General features: G+C 64.8%; 19 protein-coding genes. 10 read left to right on the top strand and 9 right to left on the bottom strand.

All coding sequences use genetic code 11. The features are described 5' to 3' along the window. Positions 1–47: 47 nt before the first annotated feature. The 3 genes from HDC35_RS04620 to HDC35_RS04610 all read left to right on the top strand — a co-directional run bounded on the left by HDC35_RS04620 (position 48) and on the right by HDC35_RS04610 (position 1,861). A complete protein-coding gene (locus HDC35_RS04620) occupies positions 48–554 on the top strand; it encodes a MarR family winged helix-turn-helix transcriptional regulator (RefSeq protein ID WP_184644210.1) in 507 nt (168 codons plus the stop codon). A gap of 70 nt (positions 555–624) precedes the next feature. Continuing rightward, complete coding sequence (locus HDC35_RS04615) at positions 625–1,197, top strand: NADPH-dependent FMN reductase (RefSeq protein WP_184644208.1); 573 nt, start codon at positions 625–627, stop codon at positions 1,195–1,197. A gap of 115 nt (positions 1,198–1,312) precedes the next feature. After that, positions 1,313–1,861 carry a hypothetical protein gene (locus tag HDC35_RS04610; RefSeq protein WP_184644206.1) on the top strand — a complete coding sequence of 183 codons (549 nt, stop codon included), beginning with the start codon at positions 1,313–1,315 and terminating at the stop codon, positions 1,859–1,861. 30 nt (positions 1,862–1,891) lie between these two features. Here the strand turns inward: HDC35_RS04610 and HDC35_RS04605 are convergent, their stop codons facing one another. Continuing rightward, entirely contained in the window at positions 1,892–2,344 is a 453-nt protein-coding gene (locus tag HDC35_RS04605; protein ID WP_184644204.1) for a MarR family winged helix-turn-helix transcriptional regulator, read from the bottom strand. 149 nt (positions 2,345–2,493) lie between these two features. Between HDC35_RS04605 and HDC35_RS04600 the strand changes: the two genes are divergently transcribed. Genes HDC35_RS04600 through HDC35_RS04575 form a run of 6 tightly spaced genes read left to right on the top strand, consistent with a single transcriptional unit; the run spans position 2,494 to position 9,164 of the window. After that, complete coding sequence (locus tag HDC35_RS04600) at positions 2,494–4,128, top strand: long-chain-fatty-acid--CoA ligase (RefSeq protein WP_184644202.1); 1,635 nt, start codon at positions 2,494–2,496, stop codon at positions 4,126–4,128. 23 nt (positions 4,129–4,151) lie between these two features. Continuing rightward, positions 4,152–5,282: a lysophospholipase gene (locus HDC35_RS04595; RefSeq protein WP_260397525.1), complete on the top strand. Its 1,131-nt coding sequence runs from the start codon at positions 4,152–4,154 to the stop codon at positions 5,280–5,282. Between the two features lie 7 nt (positions 5,283–5,289). Beyond that, positions 5,290–6,255, top strand: a complete 966-nt coding sequence (locus HDC35_RS04590) for a phosphotransferase family protein (RefSeq protein ID WP_184645171.1) — start codon at positions 5,290–5,292, stop codon at positions 6,253–6,255. A gap of 1 nt (position 6,256) precedes the next feature. After that, on the top strand, positions 6,257–7,555 hold the full coding sequence (eno, locus tag HDC35_RS04585) for a phosphopyruvate hydratase (RefSeq protein ID WP_184644200.1): 1,299 nt from the start codon (positions 6,257–6,259) through the stop codon (positions 7,553–7,555). Further along, positions 7,552–8,472 carry an NAD(P)-dependent oxidoreductase gene (locus HDC35_RS04580; protein WP_184644198.1) on the top strand — a complete coding sequence of 307 codons (921 nt, stop codon included), beginning with the start codon at positions 7,552–7,554 and terminating at the stop codon, positions 8,470–8,472. Before eno ends, HDC35_RS04580 begins: the two co-directional genes overlap by 4 nt. Then, positions 8,472–9,164: an alpha/beta fold hydrolase gene (locus tag HDC35_RS04575; protein ID WP_184644196.1), complete on the top strand. Its 693-nt coding sequence runs from the start codon at positions 8,472–8,474 to the stop codon at positions 9,162–9,164. Before HDC35_RS04580 ends, HDC35_RS04575 begins: the two co-directional genes overlap by 1 nt. A gap of 82 nt (positions 9,165–9,246) precedes the next feature. On the opposite strand, the gene HDC35_RS04570 is transcribed toward HDC35_RS04575, so the two are convergent. Then, a complete protein-coding gene (locus HDC35_RS04570) occupies positions 9,247–10,335 on the bottom strand; it encodes a 5-methyltetrahydropteroyltriglutamate--homocysteine methyltransferase (RefSeq protein ID WP_409437932.1) in 1,089 nt (362 codons plus the stop codon). A 51-nt stretch (positions 10,336–10,386) separates the two neighbouring features. On the opposite strand from HDC35_RS04570, the gene HDC35_RS04565 reads away from it, so the two are divergent. Beyond that, the gene (locus HDC35_RS04565) at positions 10,387–11,952 is read left to right on the top strand and encodes a long-chain-fatty-acid--CoA ligase (protein ID WP_184644192.1); all 1,566 of its coding nucleotides are present in this window, start codon (positions 10,387–10,389) and stop codon (positions 11,950–11,952) included. Between the two features lie 278 nt (positions 11,953–12,230). On the opposite strand, the gene HDC35_RS04560 is transcribed toward HDC35_RS04565, so the two are convergent. From HDC35_RS04560 to HDC35_RS04530, 7 genes are read right to left on the bottom strand one after another with little or no spacing between them, the layout of a single operon-like run. After that, positions 12,231–12,824 (bottom strand): VOC family protein, encoded by a 594-nt coding sequence (locus HDC35_RS04560; protein WP_184644190.1) that lies wholly within the window; start codon positions 12,822–12,824, stop codon positions 12,231–12,233. 11 nt (positions 12,825–12,835) lie between these two features. After that, entirely contained in the window at positions 12,836–13,453 is a 618-nt protein-coding gene (locus tag HDC35_RS04555) for a glutathione S-transferase family protein (protein WP_184644188.1), read from the bottom strand. Between the two features lie 47 nt (positions 13,454–13,500). Continuing rightward, on the bottom strand, positions 13,501–14,415 hold the full coding sequence (locus HDC35_RS04550) for an SMP-30/gluconolactonase/LRE family protein (RefSeq protein WP_184644186.1): 915 nt from the start codon (positions 14,413–14,415) through the stop codon (positions 13,501–13,503). Continuing rightward, a complete protein-coding gene (locus tag HDC35_RS04545; RefSeq protein ID WP_184644184.1) occupies positions 14,415–15,062 on the bottom strand; it encodes a carboxymuconolactone decarboxylase family protein in 648 nt (215 codons plus the stop codon). Before HDC35_RS04545 ends, HDC35_RS04550 begins: the two co-directional genes overlap by 1 nt. 10 nt (positions 15,063–15,072) lie before the next feature. Beyond that, a complete protein-coding gene (locus HDC35_RS04540) occupies positions 15,073–15,468 on the bottom strand; it encodes a nuclear transport factor 2 family protein (RefSeq protein WP_184644182.1) in 396 nt (131 codons plus the stop codon). Positions 15,469–15,478: 10 nt separating this feature from the next. After that, positions 15,479–16,366 (bottom strand): SDR family oxidoreductase, encoded by an 888-nt coding sequence (locus HDC35_RS04535; RefSeq protein ID WP_184644180.1) that lies wholly within the window; start codon positions 16,364–16,366, stop codon positions 15,479–15,481. Further along, on the bottom strand, positions 16,363–17,658 hold the full coding sequence (locus tag HDC35_RS04530; RefSeq protein ID WP_184644178.1) for an MFS transporter: 1,296 nt from the start codon (positions 17,656–17,658) through the stop codon (positions 16,363–16,365). Before HDC35_RS04530 ends, HDC35_RS04535 begins: the two co-directional genes overlap by 4 nt. Positions 17,659–17,698 lie beyond the last annotated feature (40 nt).

Below are 17,698 nucleotides of genomic sequence, written 5' to 3'. Positions count from 1 at the left end.
CGCCATGGCGACGCGGCTCGACCCGCAGGCGCCGAAGGGGAAAAATCTTGGCCAAGAAGAATGAGGGCTTTCGGCATCCGGCCGAATATTACACCAACCCGGACAACAGCATCGGCTATCTGGCGCGTATTGTTTTCCGTTCCTTTTCGCGCCTGCTCGAACGCGGCACGCTGATCCACGACGTGTCGGCGGGCCAGTGGCGTTTCCTGCGCCAGCTGTGGCGCGAGGACGGGATCACACAGCGCGAACTCAGCGAGCGGGTAGGAATGCGCGAGCCGACGACGGTCGTCGCGCTGAAGGGTCTTGAAAAGGCCGGATTCATCACGCGCAAGAAGACCGCCGACGACCGGCGCAAGACTTTCATCCACCTGACACCGCACGCGAAGAAACTCGAACTCATCCTCGCGCCGATGAATGCCGAGGTGCACGAGGTGGCGACGCGCGGGATGAGCGACGAGGAGGTGGAAATGCTGCAGGCGCTGCTGCGCCGTGTGATCGACAACCTTGCTGACGAGACCGCCAAGCTCTCGACGCTTTCGGACATCAAGGCCTGAAAACGCAAAGACGGTTGCGATCCTGCCGGATAATAGTTAGTTTACTAACTAAATGGTTGGGGAGGTAAAATTGACCAGCATCGCAGTCGTCGTCGGGAGCACGCGCGAGGGGTCGTTCAACCGCGCATTGGGGCGGCTTGCGGTCCGCGCGCTCGAAGCGCAGGGCGCGACCGTTACCGACGTCGATCTCTCGGCGTTCAACCTGCCGCTCTATTCGGCCGCGCTCGAAGCCAATGCCTTTCCGCCCGACGCGGTGCGGCTGAAAGAGCTTTTCAGCGCGCAGCAGGGACTACTCTTCGTCTCGCCCGAATATAATGGCTCCGTTTCGCCGCTGCTCAAAAATGCGATCGACTGGGCATCGCGTCCTACTGGCGACGAATCGCTCGTCGCGCTTACCGCCTATCGCGGCAAGGCGAGCGCGGTCATGTCGGCGTCGATCAGTCCGTTCGGCGGACTGCGCGGGCTGATGCACCTGCGCCAGATCTTGTCGACCGTCCAGACGCTCGTCATCCCCGAGCAGGTGCTGGTGCCCGGCGCGCACGCCGCTTTCGACGAATCGGGAAATCTGAAGGACGCGCTCCCGGCCTCGCTCGTCGACGCGACCGCGGCGCGGCTGGTCGCGGTGGCGAAGGCGATCGGATAGGGCGAAGGCCCCGGCTCATCGGCTCGCCGCGTCGGTTGCACGGCCCGGCAACATGGCATTTGGCGCGACGCGGCGCGGTGCGGCACGGCTGGCACGGTCTTTCACAGGAGTCCTTATGTCCAAGCCTTCCGGCCTGCTCGCCGGGCTATGCCTTGCCGCGCCCGCCTTCGTTGTAACCTCCTCGGTGCAAGCGCAGCAGGTGGCGCCGGCCGCGTCGCTGACCCCCGGCACCAAAGTCTATGACGAACGCGGCGAGGAGGTTGGGCAGATCGTCAAAATCGCCGGCGACAAAGTTGCCGTGGCGGTCGGCGGCAGCGGGCTTGTGGTGTCGAAGAGCGATTTTCTGAAGACCGCAAAAGGGCCGGCGCTGAAGGCGCCGAAAGAGAAAATCCTGGCGGTGTTGAAGGAAGCCGAGGCCGATGCCGCGGCGGTCGACGGGGCATTGAAGCCGGGAGCGGAAGTCCGCAGCGCCGACGGCGCCGCAATTCTCGGCACGGTCAAGGCCGTGGCGCCGCAGGGCGCGGTGCTGACGACCGGCGAAGGCAATATCACTATACCCCGGGCGGCCTTTTTTCTGTCGCAAAAGGGGCTGGCGGTGAAGGTCAATCAGAAACAATTCGTCGAAGGCGTCAAGGCAGCGCGCGCGAAAAAGCAAGGCGGCTAAGCCGGGGCGACCTATGGGCCGCCCGGACGATCAGGCGTGTCGCTTCGTCTCGCGCGACGCCCCGATATTATTGCCCCAATCGGCTTCGAGCGTCGCGAGCAGTGCGTCGAAACGATCCTTGCCGAGCTTCGCCGAAAGCTGGTCCGCGAGTTCGTCCATCGCGGCTTGCGCGTCCTTGCGCATCCGTGCGCCGGTATCGGTCAGCGAAACGACCATGTGGCGACGGTCGTCAGGATCGGGGTCGAGCTTGACGATGCCCAGTGTGATCATCTGGTTGATCGTGCTGTGGATCGCCTGACGCGATACGCCGAGGTTGCGCGCGATGTCCGACGGCCGGACGATTCCGCTGACGATATTGGTCATGACCATTGATTGCGGGCGGCTGACGTCGGGCCAGCCGCCATCGTGCAACCGCGCCTGAAGGCCTTCGTCGAGCCAGCAGAAGCGCTGGAACAATGCAATGATCAACTGGTTGGTGCGCATTATGCCGGTGACAATCCTGTTGCCGGCAGCCCAGCCGGCCCGTCACGCTAGAAGAGCAACAGGGGCGAGGCAAGACGCTCCCCGATATTGCAAAAGCAAAATACTTAGCATACTATCTATATTGGCAAGGCGCAGGGAGAGACGACCGCATGGACGGGTTGATGCAGAATGTTCCGCTGACGGTCGACCGGATCATCGATCATGCGGCGGCCTGGCACGGCGCGCGCGAGGTCGTTTCGCGCGATGCCGAGGGGCGCGTCACGCGCGCAACCTATGCATCGGTCCATGCCGACGCGCGACGCGTGTCGAACGCGCTCGCCGCCGAGGGGATCGAGGCGGGCGACAGAGTCGCGACGATGGGCTGGAACGGTGCGCGGCACCTTGCCGCCTGGTATGGCGCGGCAGGAATGGGGGCGGTGCTTCACACGCTCAACCCGCGGCTTTTCCTCGAACAGATCGCCTATATCGCGAACCATGCCGGCGACCGGCTGCTGATCGCCGATCCCGCGACCGTCGACCTGGTGGGGGAGTTGCTGCCGCAGGTCCCGAGCATCGAAAAGGTAATCTTCTTTTGCGATGCCGCATCGATGCCGGAAACAGCCTTTGCTGCGGTCGCTTTCGACGACTGGATCGCCGGGCATCCGGCCGAATATGCCTGGGGCGGCTTCGATGAAAATGCCGCGTGCGGGCTCTGCTACACCAGCGGGACGACGGGCAATCCGAAGGGCGTGCTCTATTCGCACCGCTCCAATTATATCCACGCGTTGATGACCTTGCAGCGCGACGCGCTCGCGCTGTCGGCGCGCGATACCGTGCTGCTCGTCGTGCCGATGTATCACGCCAACGCGTGGGGCGTCGTCTATTCGGCGCCCGCGGTCGGCGCCAAGCTCGTCCTGCCGGGGCAGCGGATGGACGGAGAGTCGATCTACAATCTGATCGAGCAGGAGGGCGTGACCTATTCGGCTGCGGTCCCGACCGTGTGGCAGATGCTGCTCCAGTATATGCAGGAAAATGGGAAACGCTTCACGACCTTGGAGCGCGTAACGATCGGCGGTTCGGCGTGCCCCGAATCGATCATCCGTACCTTCCGCGATGATTATGGCGTCGACGTCATCCAGGGCTGGGGCATGACCGAAACCTCGCCGCTCGGTACCGTGTCGGTGCCCAATGCGTCGGTCGCCGCGAAATCCGAACCCGAACAGATGTCGTATAAGCTCAAGCAGGGGCGGCTGCTCTGCGGCCTCGAAATGAAGCTGGTCGACGATGCGGGAGGCCGCCTGCCACACGACGGCAAGACCCCGGGGCGGTTGATGATCAAGGGGCCGACGATCGCCGGCGCTTATTATGGCGGCGATGGCGGCGACGTGCTCGACGAGGAAGGCTTTTTCGACACCGGCGACGTCAGCACGATCGACACCGAAGGCTATATGCAGATCACCGACCGCGCGAAGGATGTCGTCAAGTCGGGCGGCGAGTGGATCAGTTCGATCGAGATCGAGAATATCGCGATGGGGCACAACGCGGTCGCCAACGCCGCAGTGGTCGGGGTTGCGCATCCGAAGTGGGATGAACGGCCGATCCTGCTCTGCCAGCTGAAGGATGGCGCGAGCGCTTCTGCCGACGACCTCAAATCCTATCTCGACGGCAAGATCGCGCGCTGGTGGATGCCCGACGACGTGCTGTTCGTCGAAGCGATTCCGCTGGGACCGACGGGCAAGATCGACAAAAAGGCCATTCGCGCCGGCCTGGAGGGCTACAAGCTGCCCTTCGACGTGACCCGCTAAAGATAATCGAAACAGGAGAGACGATGATGAACCCGAACGGGATCGAAGGACTGGACGCAAAGTTCATCGGGCGTGTGTCGCCGACGGCGCCGCGCATTCAGGCGGGCGGGCATCCGTGCCAAGGCATCTACTGGACGCAAAGCGGCAAGCGCCCGAAGGTCGCGATCATCGCGACCCATTATAACGTCGATTTCACCGAACATTACATCGCTCCCTATTTTGCGCGGCAGGGCTTCGGCTTCCTCGGCTGGAACACGCGTTATCGCGGGATAGAGGATCAGTTCCTGCTCGAACATGCAGTGCTCGACATCGGCGTCGGCATGAAATGGCTGAAAGAGGAGGCCGGCGTCGAGCAGATCGTCATCCTCGGCAATTCGGGCGGTGGTTCGCTGATGGGCGCCTATCAGGCAGAGGCAATCGCGCCAACATTGACCGACCGGCTGCCGTCGGCGGGGCAGGATGAGCTGGCAGAACTGGTGAAGGGCGACCTCTACATCAGCTTCAACGCGCATCAGGGCCGGCCCGAAGTGCTGACCGACTGGATGGACGCGTCTGTGATCGACGAAAATGACCCCGTGGCCACCGATCCCGAACTCGACCCGTTCAACCCCGACAACGGCCCGCCCTATTCGGACGAATTCATCGCGAAATATCGCGCCGCGCAGCGCGCGCGCAACCAGCGGATCACTGACTGGGCAAAGGCCGAACTAAAGCGGCTCAACGATGCGGGCATTCCCGATCGCATCTTCCCGATGTTCCGCTGCTGGGGCGACATCCGCTGCGTCGATCCCACGATCGATCCGTCGGACCGCAAGCCGAACTGGTGCTATCGCGGCGATCCGGCGATTGCGAACCGTACGCCGAGTATCGGGCGCGCCAACACGATCAAAACCTGGCTCAACATGTGGAGCCTCGAAACCTCGCCGTGTCAGGGACAGCCGCATCTCGCCAAACACGACACCCCGGCGCTCGTCGTGCAGGGAACGGCCGACACTGGCGTCTTCCCCAGCGACGCACGCAAGATCTTCGATTTCCTTGGCAGCACCGACAAGAAGCTCGAATTGATCCCCGGCGCGCATTATTTCGAGGATTCGAACGAGGAGCGGCAAAATGCCGCCGACCTCGTCGGAAGCTGGATTCGGGAGAAGCTGTGACGTGACGATGGACGCCGACATCGTGGACGGGCTGCGCGGGGCCGGTTTGGCGGGCGAGGGCGATATCGTTCTCGAACCGCTTACCGGCGGTGTGTCGTGCGATGTGTGGAAGGTCGAAACGCCGTCGGGGCCGATCGTCGTCAAGCGCCCGCTGCCGCAACTGCGCGTCGCCGCCGAATGGCTTGCCCCCGTCGAGCGCGGGACCAGCGAGGTGCGCTGGCTGCGCCGCGCCCGCGGCGTCGATCCGCATATCGCACCCGAGGTGCTCGCCGAATTGCCGGGCCACGCCTTCGCGATGCGCTTCCTTCCCGGTTGCCCGGTGTGGAAGGATGAACTGATGGCGGGGCGGGTCGATCCCGAATTTGCGGCGCAGGTGGGGACGGGGATCGCCGCCGTGCACGCTGCAACCGCGCACAATGATGGCGACCGCGCCGACTTCCCCAATGACGACATGTTCCGTGCGCTGCGCGTCGATCCCTTCCTGCTCTATGTTGCGCAGCACGACGCCGGGTTGTCGCCTGCGCTGCACGCGCTCGCGGCCGACCTGTCGGGGCGAAAGATCGCGCTCGTTCATGGCGACGTCAGTCCGAAGAATATCCTCGTCAGCACCGACGGCCCCGTCTTCCTCGACGCCGAATGCGCGGTCTTTGGCGACCCGGCCTTCGACCTTGCCTTCTGCACCACGCATTTGCTGCTGAAGGCGGTGTGGTCAGGCGACGCGCAGCTGAACGCGGCGGCGGCGGCGCTGGTCGACGCCTATCGTCCCGGCATCGGGTGGGAGGATGCCGACGACCTGCTGCTCCGCGCGGGCAAGCTCACCGCCGCGCTGCTGCTCGCCCGCGTCAAGGGCAAGTCGCCCGCGGCATATCTCACTGACCCTGAACACCGACGCATCGTGCGCGATCAGGCGCGCGCACTGATTGCCGCGCCGCAACCGATCGACGCGCTTGCCACCAATTGGAAAAGGATATGAAATGACTTCGCGCATCGCCTCCGTCACCGGCCGCCAGCTTTGGGATTCGCGCGGCCGCCCCACGGTCGAGGTTGAAGTCACGCTCGCCTCGGATGCCGTTGGCCGCGCCATCGCCCCCGCGGGCGCCTCGCGCGGCGCGCATGAAGCGATCGACCTCCGCGACGGGGGTGCCGCGTTCGGCGGTTTCGGGGTCACTCGCGCCGTCGCAGGAATTGGGTCGGAGCTAGCGGGCGCGATAGCCGGGATGGACGCCCACGATCAGGCGGCGGTCGACGCTGCGCTCTGCGCGCTCGACGGAACCCCGAACAAGGCGCGGCTCGGCGCGAACGCGATCGTTGCGGCGTCGATGGCGGTGCTTCACGCCGCCGCCGCCGATGCGCGGCTGCCGCTGTGGCGCTATCTGGCGGGCGACGCGAAAGTCCGTATCCCGCTCCCCGAAATCCAGATTTTCGGCGGCGGCGCGCACGCCGGGCGGCGCACCGATGTGCAGGACTTCATGATCATGTGCCCCACGGCAGGCAGCTTCCGTCGCGCGCTCGAAATCACCGACGATGTCTATCGCGCCGCGGGCAGGCTGATGGAGGCGAAAGGGCCGCTGTCGGGCGTCGCCGACGAGGGTGGCTGGTGGCCCAATTTCGCGTCGAACGAGGATGCGCTCGATACGTTGACCAAGGCGATCGAGGCAAGCGGACATCGTGCGGGCGAAGATGTTTTCATTTCGCTCGACATCGCCGCGAACGAACTGGGCGACGCCGATGGCTATAATCTTGCGCTCGACGACGGGCGCTTGTCGGGTGAGCAGATGGCGGCGCGCATCGTCGAATGGGCGGGACGCTATCCGATCCTGTCGATCGAGGACCCCGCAGGACAGGACGACTGGACGACGATGGCGGCGGTTACCGCTGCGATCGGCGAGCGCGTGCAGATCATCGGCGACGACGTCCTTGTCACGAATGCCGAGCGCGTCGAGCGCGCCGGCAAGGCGAGGGTGTGCAACGCGGCGCTGATCAAGGTCAATCAGGTCGGCACTGTTACCGAGGCGAAGGCCGCGCTCGACGCTGCCGTCGTCCGCGGCTGGGGCGCGATCGTCTCGGCGCGCTCGGGCGAGAGCGAGGACGTCACCATCGCCCATCTCGCGACCGGCTGGGACGCGGGGCAGCTGAAGGTCGGCAGCTTCACGCGCTCCGAACGCATGGCGAAATGGAACGAGATGCTGCGGATCGAGGAAGCGATGGGCGCCGACGCCGAATTTGCGGGTTTCTCCGCCTTCGCCGGTTCGATCGGCCGGGTCGCGGCATGATCGTCCTTCACGCACGCCCGAGTCCGGGTTTCCGCGAGGCTGTCGATGCGATCTTCGGCGCCGGCGTTGTCGTGCATGTCGATGAAGCCGCGCCGCTCGACGCGGTGGCGGGCGAGATCACCGCGCTGCTTCATGTGCTCACCCCGGTGACCGCCGACTTCATCGCTTCGGCGCCGAAACTGAAGCTGATCCAGAAGCTCGGCGTCGGGGTGAACACGATCGCGCTTGATGCCGCGCGCGACCATGGCGTCGCAGTGTGCAACATGCCCGGCACCAACAGTCAGGCTGTTGCCGAAATGGCGCTGTCGCTGATGATGGCGGTGCTGCGCCGCACCTGCTTCTTCGACGCGCGCACGCGAGCGGGAGAGGGCTGGATCGCCGACCCGTCCGAGCTCGACAGCGTCGGCGAAATCGGCGGGCGCATCATCGGTCTCGTCGGCTTCGGAAACTCGGCGCAATTGCTCGCACCCGCGCTCGCCGCGCTCGGCGCAAAGGTCGCCTACACCGCGCGCAGCCCGCGCGACGTGCCCTATGAATATCTGCCGCTCGACGACCTGCTCGCCACCAGTGACATCGTCTCGCTACACATGCCGCTGACCGACGCGACGCGCGGGAGCATCGATCCCTTCGCAATGAAGAAGGGCGCGGTGCTGGTGAACACCGCGCGCGGCGAACTCGTCAATGAAGCCAAGCTGGTCGAGGCGCTGACCAGCGGCCACCTGCGCGGCGCGGGCCTCGACGTCTTCGCCGAGGAACCGCTGCCGCGCGGCAATCCTTTGCTCGGCCTGCCTCAAGCGGTGCTAGCCCCGCACATCGCCTGGCTCACCCCCGAAACGCTCGTGCGCAGCCTGACGGTAGCTCACGAAAACTGCCGACGCTTCGCCGCTGGCGAACCGCTCCTGCATCAGGTGGTCTAATGTCGCTCCCAATCGTCCTTATCACCGGCCAACTCCTGACCGACGCCGTCTGGCAGCCGCTGCTCGACGCCTGGCCCGACCGCGATATCATCATCGCCGACAACCAGAGCGACGACACGATCGAGGGCTTCGCGCAGCGCCTCCTCGACAATGCCCCGCCCAAATTTGCGCTTATCGCCCACGCCATGGGCGGCTTCGTCGCTTTCGAAGTGATGCGTCGCGCACCTGAACATATCGTCAAACTTGCATTGATCTCGACGCTCGCCTCGGCCGACGGCCCGGCGCAAACCGCACGACGGCAGGGGTATATCGACCTCGTCGAGAGCGGCAATTTCGATCAGGTCGTCGAAGAGCGCATCCCGATCCTCTTCCCGGAGGAGAAGCGCAGCGACGAACGCCTGGTGGGCATTGCGCGGCAGATGGCCGCCGACACCCGCGCGGAGACTTTTCTTGCGCAGCAGCGCGCGATCATGGCGCGTATCGACAGCCGCCCGCGGCTCGGCGAGATTGCGGTACCGACGCTGCTCATCTGGGGTGCAAAGGACGGCATCACCAGTCGCGCGCATCACGACGAGATTCTGGAGGCGATCCCCGGCGCGCGGCTGGAAGTGATCGCGGGCGCGGGGCATCTGCCGACGGTCGAGGCGCCCGAGGTGGTCGTGCCGTTGTTGGCGGGGTTTATCGACGCCTGACCGTCAGTGTTCCCCGGCGAAAGCCGGGGTTCAGTAAACGCCCCCACGGACCCCGGCTTTCGCCGGGGAACATTACGGACCGCTATTTGAGCTCCGCCCTAACCATCGCGGCCCCCTCGACCATCGCTTTCAGTTTGGCCTGGCTATGCTCGCGGCTGTGATATTTCATGCCGCAATCGGGCGCGACCCACAGACGCTCGGCGTCGACATACCGCAAGGCCTCGCGAATGCGGTCCGCCACGACTTCGGGCGTTTCGACGTCGGGGATCGACAAATCGAGTACCCCGTACATGATCGTCTTGGTCGGCAGTTCGGCGAGGATCGCGGGGTCGAGCCCCGGCTGCGCCGCCTCGATCGAGATCACGTCGATGCTGGAGGCTTCGAGTTCGGCCAGGAAGTCATAGGCTTTTGGCTTCGGTCCCGTTGCACCCGCGCCGTGATGCACCATCGCATAACCGAAACAGATATGAAGCGCGGTCGTCCCGCCAACCCCATCAAGCGCGCGATTGATCGCCTCGATTGCGTAAGCATTCGCCTCGGCCGCGCGCGCTTGCAGATAGGGTTCGTCAAGCTGGACGACATCGACCCCCGCGGCGAACAAATCCTTCACTTCGGCGTTGACCGCGTCCGCATAATCCATCGCGAGCGTCCGCGCGTCGGGATAATAGCCGTTCTCGGCCTGCTGCGTCATCGTGAAGGGGCCGGGCAGGGTAAGCTTCACCGGCTTGGTCGAATGGCGGCGCAGGAAGGCTGCGTCTTGCGCCTCGATCGGTGCGACGCGGCGGATCGGGCCCGAGACAAGCGGCACCGGATTGGCATTGCCGGTGCGGTCGATTGCGGTACCGTGCTTCTCGGTATCGATCCCCGACAAGGCGGTCGCGAGCCGGTTCGAATAGCTTTCGCGCCGCATCTCGCCGTCGCCAACGATGTCGATACCCAGTTCCTCCTGGTCGCGGATCGCCATCAGCGTCGCCGCCTCCTGCGCGTCGGCGAGCCAGGGTCCGGGGATACGCCATAAGGTCTCGGCGCGCACGCGCGGCGGCAGGCTGGTCTTCAGCCGTTCACGGTCGATCAGCCAGTCGGGCTGAGGGTAGCTTCCGACGATCGTCGTCGGCAATATGGGGCGGTCGAACAAGGCCAATCCTTTTGCATTTTTGGGCTGGTCAAACATTTGCTTAGTATTCTATCTAATTCAAGTCGAAACGATGGTTGGGAGAACAAAATGATCGATCTGGAGGCCATCCGGACGCTGGCGGACATTCCGGCGGCGCAGGCGCGTGCGCGGGGTCAGGCAACCGCGGTGAAGTTCGGAGAGCGCGAGACCAGCTTTGCTCAGCTTGATGCGGGGTCGAACCGCGTCGCCAACGCATTGATCGCGTCCGGCGTCGCGCCGGGCGACCGTGTATCGGCGCTCACCAAGAATCACGACGGCTGGTTTCCGCTCTTTTTCGGGACGGCGCGTGCCCGCGCCTGTTTCGCGCCGATCAACTGCCGTCTCGTACCCGGCGAGATCGGCTTCATCCTCGACGATGCCGGGCCAAAGCTGCTGTTCGTCGGCGAGGATTTTTTCGATTGCGCGCTCGCGGCGGTCGCAAATCTTCCCGCGCCGCCCCGCCTGATCGCGCTTTATGGCGATCATCCGGCGTTCGAGCCCTTCGACTCGTGGCTCGGGGCCGCGTCCGACGCACCTCCAGCCGATCCGCCGCAACTCGCCGACGATGTGCTCCAGCTCTACACCAGCGGCACGACGGGGTTGCCCAAAGGCGTCGTGCTGACCAACGCCAATTACCGCACCTTCCTCGAAGCCGCGACCGAGGTCGATGGCTTTGCGTATGGCGAGGGCGAGACGGTGATGATCGTCATGCCGCTGTTCCACGTCGCGGGTACGAACGTCGCCTTTTCGGGGCTCGCGCAGGGCGGGCGCCTTGTGCTCGTCAAGGATTTTGCCGCGGCCGAGGCGGTGCGGATGTTCCGCGACGAGAATGTCGCGCACGCCTTCCTTGCGCCCGCGATGATCCAGATGATGCTACTCCAGCCGGCGGCCAACGACGGCCTGTATCCCCGGCTCAAATCGATTGCCTATGGCGCGTCGCCGATCGCCGAGGATGTGTTGCGCCGCGCGCGGGCGACCTTCGGCTGCGACTTCGTGCAATTCTACGGTATGACCGAGTCTGCGGGCGGCGGTTCTTATCTGTCGCCGGCCGCACATGATTTGCCCGGCAAGCTGACCTCGTGCGGCCAGCCGTGGCCGGGCGCCGCGATGGCGATCCTCGATGGCGAAGGCCATGAACTCGGCGACGGCGAGATCGGCGAGATCGCGATCCGCGGGGGCATCGTTATGAAAGGCTATTGGAACCGCGAAAAAGCTACCGAGGAGACGCTCGCGGGCGGCTGGCTTCACACCGGCGACGTCGGCTACCGCGACGCCGACGGCTTCTATTATGTCCACGACCGCATCAAGGACATGATCGTGTCGGGCGGCGAGAATGTCTATCCGGCAGAGGTCGAGAGCGCGATCATGGGCTGTCCCGGCGTTGCCGACGTCGCCGTGATCGGCGTCCCCGACGACAAGTGGGGCGAAGGGGTAAAGGCGCTGATCGTGCCCGCCGCAGGCGCGACGCTCGACCCTGCCGATATCGTCGCCTGGGCGCGTGAGCGCATTGCCGCATATAAGGTTCCCAAAAGCATCGAGTTCATCGACGCCTTGCCGCGCAATCCATCGGGCAAGGTGCTGCGCCGCGAACTCCGCGCACCCTATTGGGAAGGGCGCGAGCGCGCAGTGGGGTAGCAGAAGGTCTGCTTAGGGGTGGAGAGCGGACGGTAAAATCCTCCCCGTCGCGAAGCGATGGGGAGGGGGACCGCCGCCGCAGGCGGTGGTGGAGGGGCGGCGACCTCGCGCCATTTACCCCTCCGTCAGCGCTTCGCGCTGCCACCTCCCCATGGCTGCGCCACAGGGAGGATTAAAGACCGCAATCGGTCGAAACCCGCCATCTCGACACTCGCCAAAAAAGAACCCGGCCAAAAGACCGGGTCAGGAGGAGTTCTCAGCGAGCTATTTGGGGATGTCTATTCGGCGGGCGCCGGCGTCCGGCCGGTGATGAAGCCGTCGCGTTTCGTGCCGTCGGCCTGCACCGGGTCGTGCGCGACGTCGCTCTCGTCGAATTCCTTGGTCCAAGCGGCGAATTCGAGGCAGACGCCGTCGGGATCGAAGAAATAGACCGATCGCACGAACACGCCGGGGTGCAATTCGGCCGAGGATTGGGTGGGGCTGTCGTCGTGGTTGAGCACCGGCGTGACCTCGATACCCTTCTCGATCAGGCGGTTGTAATATTCGTCGAATTTGTCGGCGCGGACGTTAATCGCGATATGGTTCATCGATCCGTGCGCGGACACGAAGCTGCCGCGCGTCGGCAGCGCGGCGGGGGCCGAAATGCCGGGGACTGCTTCGGGCGCGTCGGGGAACCAGAAGAAGGCGAGGCTGTCGCCATTACCGATGTCGAAGAAGAAATGCTGGCCGCGCCCGCCGGGCAGGTCGATCGTCTTGGTGAGCGGCATGCCGAGCTTGTCGCGATAGAATTCGACCGTCCGCGCCATATCCTTGCACACGAGCGCGAGGTGGTTGACCCCGCAGAATTCGAACTCGCTATTCGTTGCAGCCATGATCCGTCTCCTTAGTTTGCGGTAGCGCTGGGGCGGCTTTTTACCCGCTCGTACCAGCCGAGAATGTGCGTGTTGGCGCGGTCGATCGGCTGACCGACCGACGCGCCGAAATCGAGGAAGGCGAACAGCATGATGTCGGCGAGGCTGAAGCTGTCGCCGGCGACGAACGCGCGCCCGGCGATCTGCGCATCGAGCCATTTGATCCCGTCCTGCGCTGTTGCCTTCAACCCCTCGGCCGCTTCGGGAAGGCAGCGCAGCCGGGCCTCGAACAGCGGCAGCCCTTCGGCGAAGCGGAAACCGTTGGTCAGCGGTTCGCAAATCTTGAGGTCGACGCGCCGCGTCCACATGCGCGTGTTGGCACGTTCCTCGGGGGTCGAACCGATCAAACTCGGATCGGGATATTGCTCGTCGAGATATTCGCAGATCGCGGTGATCTCGCAAACGAAACGGCCGTCGTCGAGTTCGAGCGCGGGCGTTTGCCCCGCAGGATTCACATCGACATTATAGGGTGCGCGCCGGTTCTCGCCGCCGCGCAGGTCGATGCTGACCTCGGGGATCTCGATACCCTTTTCGGCCATGAACAGCTTCACGACGCGCGGGTTCGGGCCGACGCTGGTATAGAATTTCATTTTGTCCTCTCCCGACTCTTTTATCGCTTTTCCAACAAATCGTCAACTTAGTTGACGATTAGACCTCGGCGCGGCCATCGTAGGCGGTAGAGCGTTCCCCTTGTCGACCCCGTCACATAAGCGTCGCGCCGGTCGGCGCCGCCAAAGGCGATGTTGGTGATGCCGATGTCGGGCAGCGGCACGAACTCCGATCCCTCGCCATCGGGGTCGAACACGGTGATCCCGCCCTCGACCATCGTGCCGACGCAGATATTCCCGCTTTCCTCGATCGCCATGCTGTCGAGCAGGCGAAAGGCGGGCGGCGTGCCGACGAAGCGGCCCGGGGCCCATGGCGGCGGGGGCGCCAGTTCGCCCGGCGCGACGATATCCATCGCCCAAACGCGCGCGGTCATCGTCTCGCTGACATAGAGTGTCGCGCCGTCGGGCGAGAGGCCGATGCCGTTCGGTCCCATCATGTCGGCGCGCTGGCGGCTGATCCGCGACCCGTCGGCGGCGGCGTAATAGATGGCGCCATGATCGCGGCCGTTTGCACGAACCTGTCCATGATCGGTGAACCAGAAGCCCCCATCGCCATCGAAGACGATATCGTTCGGCCCCTTCAACCGCTCGCCCTCGAAACTGTCGTAGAGCGTCGTCGCCGCACCTGTGGTCAGGTCGACGCGCTGGATCGAACCACAAGGTTCTGCATGCGCGGCATGACCGGGGAACAGCAGGTCGCCGGCCTCGATCCATTCGAACCCGCCATTGTTGCACACATAGGCGGCTCCGTCGGGCCCGATCGCAAGCCCGTTCGGGCCGCCGCCGGGCTCGGCGACGACCGATCGCCTGCCATCGGGAGTGACGCGCGTCAGTGTCCCGCGCGCGATTTCAACCAGCAGGACCGACCCGTCGGACATCGGGACGGGGCCTTCGGGAAAACGAAGGCCCGTCGCGACGACCTCGGGGGTGCCGTAGCCGCTCATCACCCGTTTGCGGGACGCGGGGCGCTCAGGAAGTCGGCGGCGTTGAAGCCTTCGGGCGCGGCGACCTCGACGATCGGATCCTCGCGCGCATCATATTCCATGCGTAGCGCGCGCGTAATCACGGCGTGCATGTCGTAGAGGCAGGTGATGTAGGTGAACTCGAAGATCTGCTCGTCGTTCCAGAAACTCTTGAGCTTGTCGAACACCTCGAGCGGCACGCGCCCGCCCGCCTGGCTCAGGCAATCGGCATAGGCCAGCACGGTGCGTTCCTGTTCGTCATAGCAGTCCGCCACCTGCCAGTGCGCGATAGCGGCGATCTTTTCCTCGCTGACACCAAGGCCGCGGAGCGACTTGCAATGCTGGGAAAAGACGAACTGGCTACCCTTGACCCAGCCGGCGCGCGTCTGACCGAGCTCGCGCAGCACCGGGTCGATTGTGCGCGCGGGGTTGCGGTACACGGCGAAGCCCTTGACCGCATGTTCGAAGATGTCGGGCGACAGCGCGAACACCGTCCACCAGTCGCCGGGCGTGCCGGTCGCGGTGCCGGGCTCGGCGACAGGGTCGCGCTCGCCGAACAGGCGGTTGTAATAGGCGAGGACGGTCTCGTCGGTGACTTCGGACCGGGGAACCTGGCGCAGGACGGGCATGATTGACTCCTCAGGCGTTCGCAAATTTGCGAAATTCGGCGACATGCGCGCTGTCGAAATATTCGTCGAGCCGTGTGATCTTGCCATTTTCGACCTTGCACACGATCGCGCAGGGCAGGCGGACTTCGCCGTCGTCATGAACACGGCGGCCCTTCAGGACATGCTGCTGGACGAAGCCGCCGGGAAAGGCCGTCAGGCGGCGGTCGGCATATTCGCGGTCCTTGATGCGCGCGACCATGCCGGTCAGCGTCTGCGCGGTCTGTTCGGGAGTGACGATCAGTTCGTCGGTATTGTGCCAGATCTCGGCATCGGGGGTGAAGCTGCCCTGCATCGTTTCGATATCACCCGCCTCGATCGCGTCGAAAAATCGCTGCGCCATTTCGCGGATATCGTTTTCCTCGGCCATCTCTCTCTCCTCAAAGCTTCGCGCCGAACATGCGGCCGCCGTTGGCCGCGATCAGCCCGTCGATATCGTCGCCCCGGTAATCGGGATCGGCGGAGGGGCCGAACGACGCCAGCATGTCCTGCGTCACCAGTTCCGCCATCGCCTTCCATTCGGGATGGGTGAAAATCCAGTATTCGCCATTCTCGATCGCCTGCACGACGCGCGCGCCGATCCGGTCGGGCGACATGCCGCCGGCAAGCACGCCTTGCATCGCCTGGCTCGTCGCGGCGGCCTTGCCGACCTCGACTTCCACCGGGCGCAACTCGCGCGTCGTTTCGACGATCCGCGTCGCCGACATGCCGGGCATCAGCACCGAGATGTCGACGCAGCTTTCGGCGAGTTCGTTGCGCAGCGCCATCGCGATGCCGAGCGTCGCATATTTGGAGCTGATATAGGCGACCGAGATCGGCGGCGGAACGATCGCGACCATCGAACTGGTGATGACGAAGTGGCTTGCCTCCCCCGACGCCTTCATATCGCCGAGGAAGGTCCGGCAGGCGTAAAGATGCGCGTGCGCGTTGACGGCATAGTTCCAGCGCCAGACGTCGGTATCATATTGCTCGAAGGGGCCCGATCCGCCGCCGACACCGGCATTGCTGAACAGGATGCGCACCGGGCCGAAGTTGCGGGCTTTCGCTCCGGCTTGCGCCCAGCTCTCTTCGCTCGTGACGTCGAGGCGAAGGCCGAGCGCGCTGGCGCCCTCGCTGCGCAGCATCGCCGCAGCATTTTCGGCGCCTGCCGCGTCGATGTCGGCGAGGATCACCGAGGCCCCCTTTGCGGCGAGTGCCCGGGCGGTCGCGAGCCCGAGCCCGCTGGCGCCGCCGGTGATGAAGGCGGTCTTGCCCGCGACGTCGGTCATTCGGCGAAATCCTTTTCGAGGTGGCGCGTCATCCGATATTGCGCGAACCCGGCGGCGGCGGCGAAAGGCATCAAGGCCATCAGCGCCCACCTGAGGCTATCGTCGCCATAATCGGGCTTCAGGCTGTCGCTGACGATCCCTGCAAACAACGGACCGAGGCCGAGGCCGATGATGTTGAACATCAGCATCAACACGGCAGCGGCGGTCGCGCGGCTGCGCGGCGGGGTGAGGTTCTGCACCAGCGCGAGGGCGGGGGCGACATAGGCGGTACACGCGGCCATCGGGACCAGCATCAGTGCGAGCGAGAGCTGCCAGCTGTCGACGAGCAGCGCAGCGATGAAGGTCGGGATCAGCACCGCGGTCGCCAGCGCAGGAATGGTGCCATAGGCGCGCGCCGATACTTTCGCACGGTGGCTGACCAGCCAGCCGCCGCCGAGAATGCCGATACCGAAGGTGATGCCCGCCGCGGGACCGAAATATGTTGCCATCGCCTCCAGCGGCATCTTCTGCGTCCGCATCAGAAAGGCGGGGATCCAGTTGAGCATGCCATAACTCACAAAGGCGGCGAGACCACTGCCGATCATCACCATGCGCAGCGACGGACGGCGGATGAACATCGCGAGGCTCTGGCTGAAGGGCAGGGCTTCGTCGGCGGGCTTGTGCGTGTCCATCTGGCCGCGCGCGGGCTCGCGCACCAGCCAGATCAACAGGGGTGCGATCAAAATGCCGACGATCCCGATGACGATGAAAGCATTGCGCCAGCCGATATTCGCGGCCGCCCATGCGCCGAAGGTCGCGCCGACAAAGACGCCGAACGGGCCGTTGCAGGTAAATGCTCCGATCGCGAACGGCCGCTGTGCCGGCGGATAATAGTCGGCGATCACGGAAAGCGACGGCGCGGTGCCACCAGCTTCGCCGGCACCAACGCCGAAACGCATCAACGCCAATTGCCAGAAACTCGACACCATCCCGCACGCGGCGGTGAAGCCGCTCCACACGACGCAGGCGATACCGATCAGCTTCACCCGGTTCCAGCGGTCGGCGATCATCGCCACCGGCACGCCTGCGGCGGCATAGAAGAGCGCGAAGGCAAAGCCGGTGAGCAGGCCGAATTGCGTATCGCTGAAATTCATTTCGGCGCGGATCGGCTCGACGAGCACCGACAGGAGCTGGCGGTCGACGAAGTTGATCGTACCGACGACGAAGAGCATCGCGAGCGCGACGTTGCGGCGGAGTGCATGGCCGTGGGCCGGCGCTGCGTTGCCTGCACTGAAGGCGGTGGCCTCGGTCATATCTCTCCCCAAACGCGCGAGTCTTCCCGGCCGAAAAATA

This window comes from Sphingopyxis sp. JAI128 (genome assembly GCF_014207235.1).
GTDB lineage: Bacteria > Pseudomonadota > Alphaproteobacteria > Sphingomonadales > Sphingomonadaceae > Sphingopyxis.
Note: the sequence above shows the minus strand (reverse complement) of the source record. Positions and strands in the feature narration are given on the sequence as shown.

Excerpts from the sequence above, each read along its gene's own strand:
- HDC35_RS04535 (WP_184644180.1), bottom strand. The coding sequence starts at position 16,366 with ATGACCGACGTCGCGGGCAAGACCGCCTTCATCACCGGCGGCGCCAGC.
- HDC35_RS04540 (WP_184644182.1), bottom strand. The coding sequence starts at position 15,468 with ATGGCCGAGGAAAACGATATCCGCGAAATGGCGCAGCGATTTTTCGAC.
- HDC35_RS04580 (WP_184644198.1), top strand. The coding sequence starts at position 7,552 with ATGATCGTCCTTCACGCACGCCCGAGTCCGGGTTTCCGCGAGGCTGTC.
- HDC35_RS04545 (WP_184644184.1), bottom strand. The coding sequence starts at position 15,062 with ATGCCCGTCCTGCGCCAGGTTCCCCGGTCCGAAGTCACCGACGAGACC.
- HDC35_RS04570 (WP_409437932.1), bottom strand. The coding sequence starts at position 10,335 with ATGTTTGACCAGCCCAAAAATGCAAAAGGATTGGCCTTGTTCGACCGC.
- HDC35_RS04565 (WP_184644192.1), top strand. The coding sequence starts at position 10,387 with ATGATCGATCTGGAGGCCATCCGGACGCTGGCGGACATTCCGGCGGCG.
- HDC35_RS04600 (WP_184644202.1), top strand. The coding sequence starts at position 2,494 with ATGGACGGGTTGATGCAGAATGTTCCGCTGACGGTCGACCGGATCATC.
- HDC35_RS04590 (WP_184645171.1), top strand. The coding sequence starts at position 5,290 with ATGGACGCCGACATCGTGGACGGGCTGCGCGGGGCCGGTTTGGCGGGC.
- HDC35_RS04605 (WP_184644204.1), bottom strand. The coding sequence starts at position 2,344 with ATGCGCACCAACCAGTTGATCATTGCATTGTTCCAGCGCTTCTGCTGG.
- HDC35_RS04560 (WP_184644190.1), bottom strand. The coding sequence starts at position 12,824 with ATGGCTGCAACGAATAGCGAGTTCGAATTCTGCGGGGTCAACCACCTC.
- HDC35_RS04610 (WP_184644206.1), top strand. The coding sequence starts at position 1,313 with ATGTCCAAGCCTTCCGGCCTGCTCGCCGGGCTATGCCTTGCCGCGCCC.
- HDC35_RS04575 (WP_184644196.1), top strand. The coding sequence starts at position 8,472 with ATGTCGCTCCCAATCGTCCTTATCACCGGCCAACTCCTGACCGACGCC.
- HDC35_RS04595 (WP_260397525.1), top strand. The coding sequence starts at position 4,152 with ATGATGAACCCGAACGGGATCGAAGGACTGGACGCAAAGTTCATCGGG.
- eno (WP_184644200.1), top strand. The coding sequence starts at position 6,257 with ATGACTTCGCGCATCGCCTCCGTCACCGGCCGCCAGCTTTGGGATTCG.
- HDC35_RS04530 (WP_184644178.1), bottom strand. The coding sequence starts at position 17,658 with ATGACCGAGGCCACCGCCTTCAGTGCAGGCAACGCAGCGCCGGCCCAC.
- HDC35_RS04555 (WP_184644188.1), bottom strand. The coding sequence starts at position 13,453 with ATGAAATTCTATACCAGCGTCGGCCCGAACCCGCGCGTCGTGAAGCTG.
- HDC35_RS04550 (WP_184644186.1), bottom strand. The coding sequence starts at position 14,415 with ATGAGCGGCTACGGCACCCCCGAGGTCGTCGCGACGGGCCTTCGTTTT.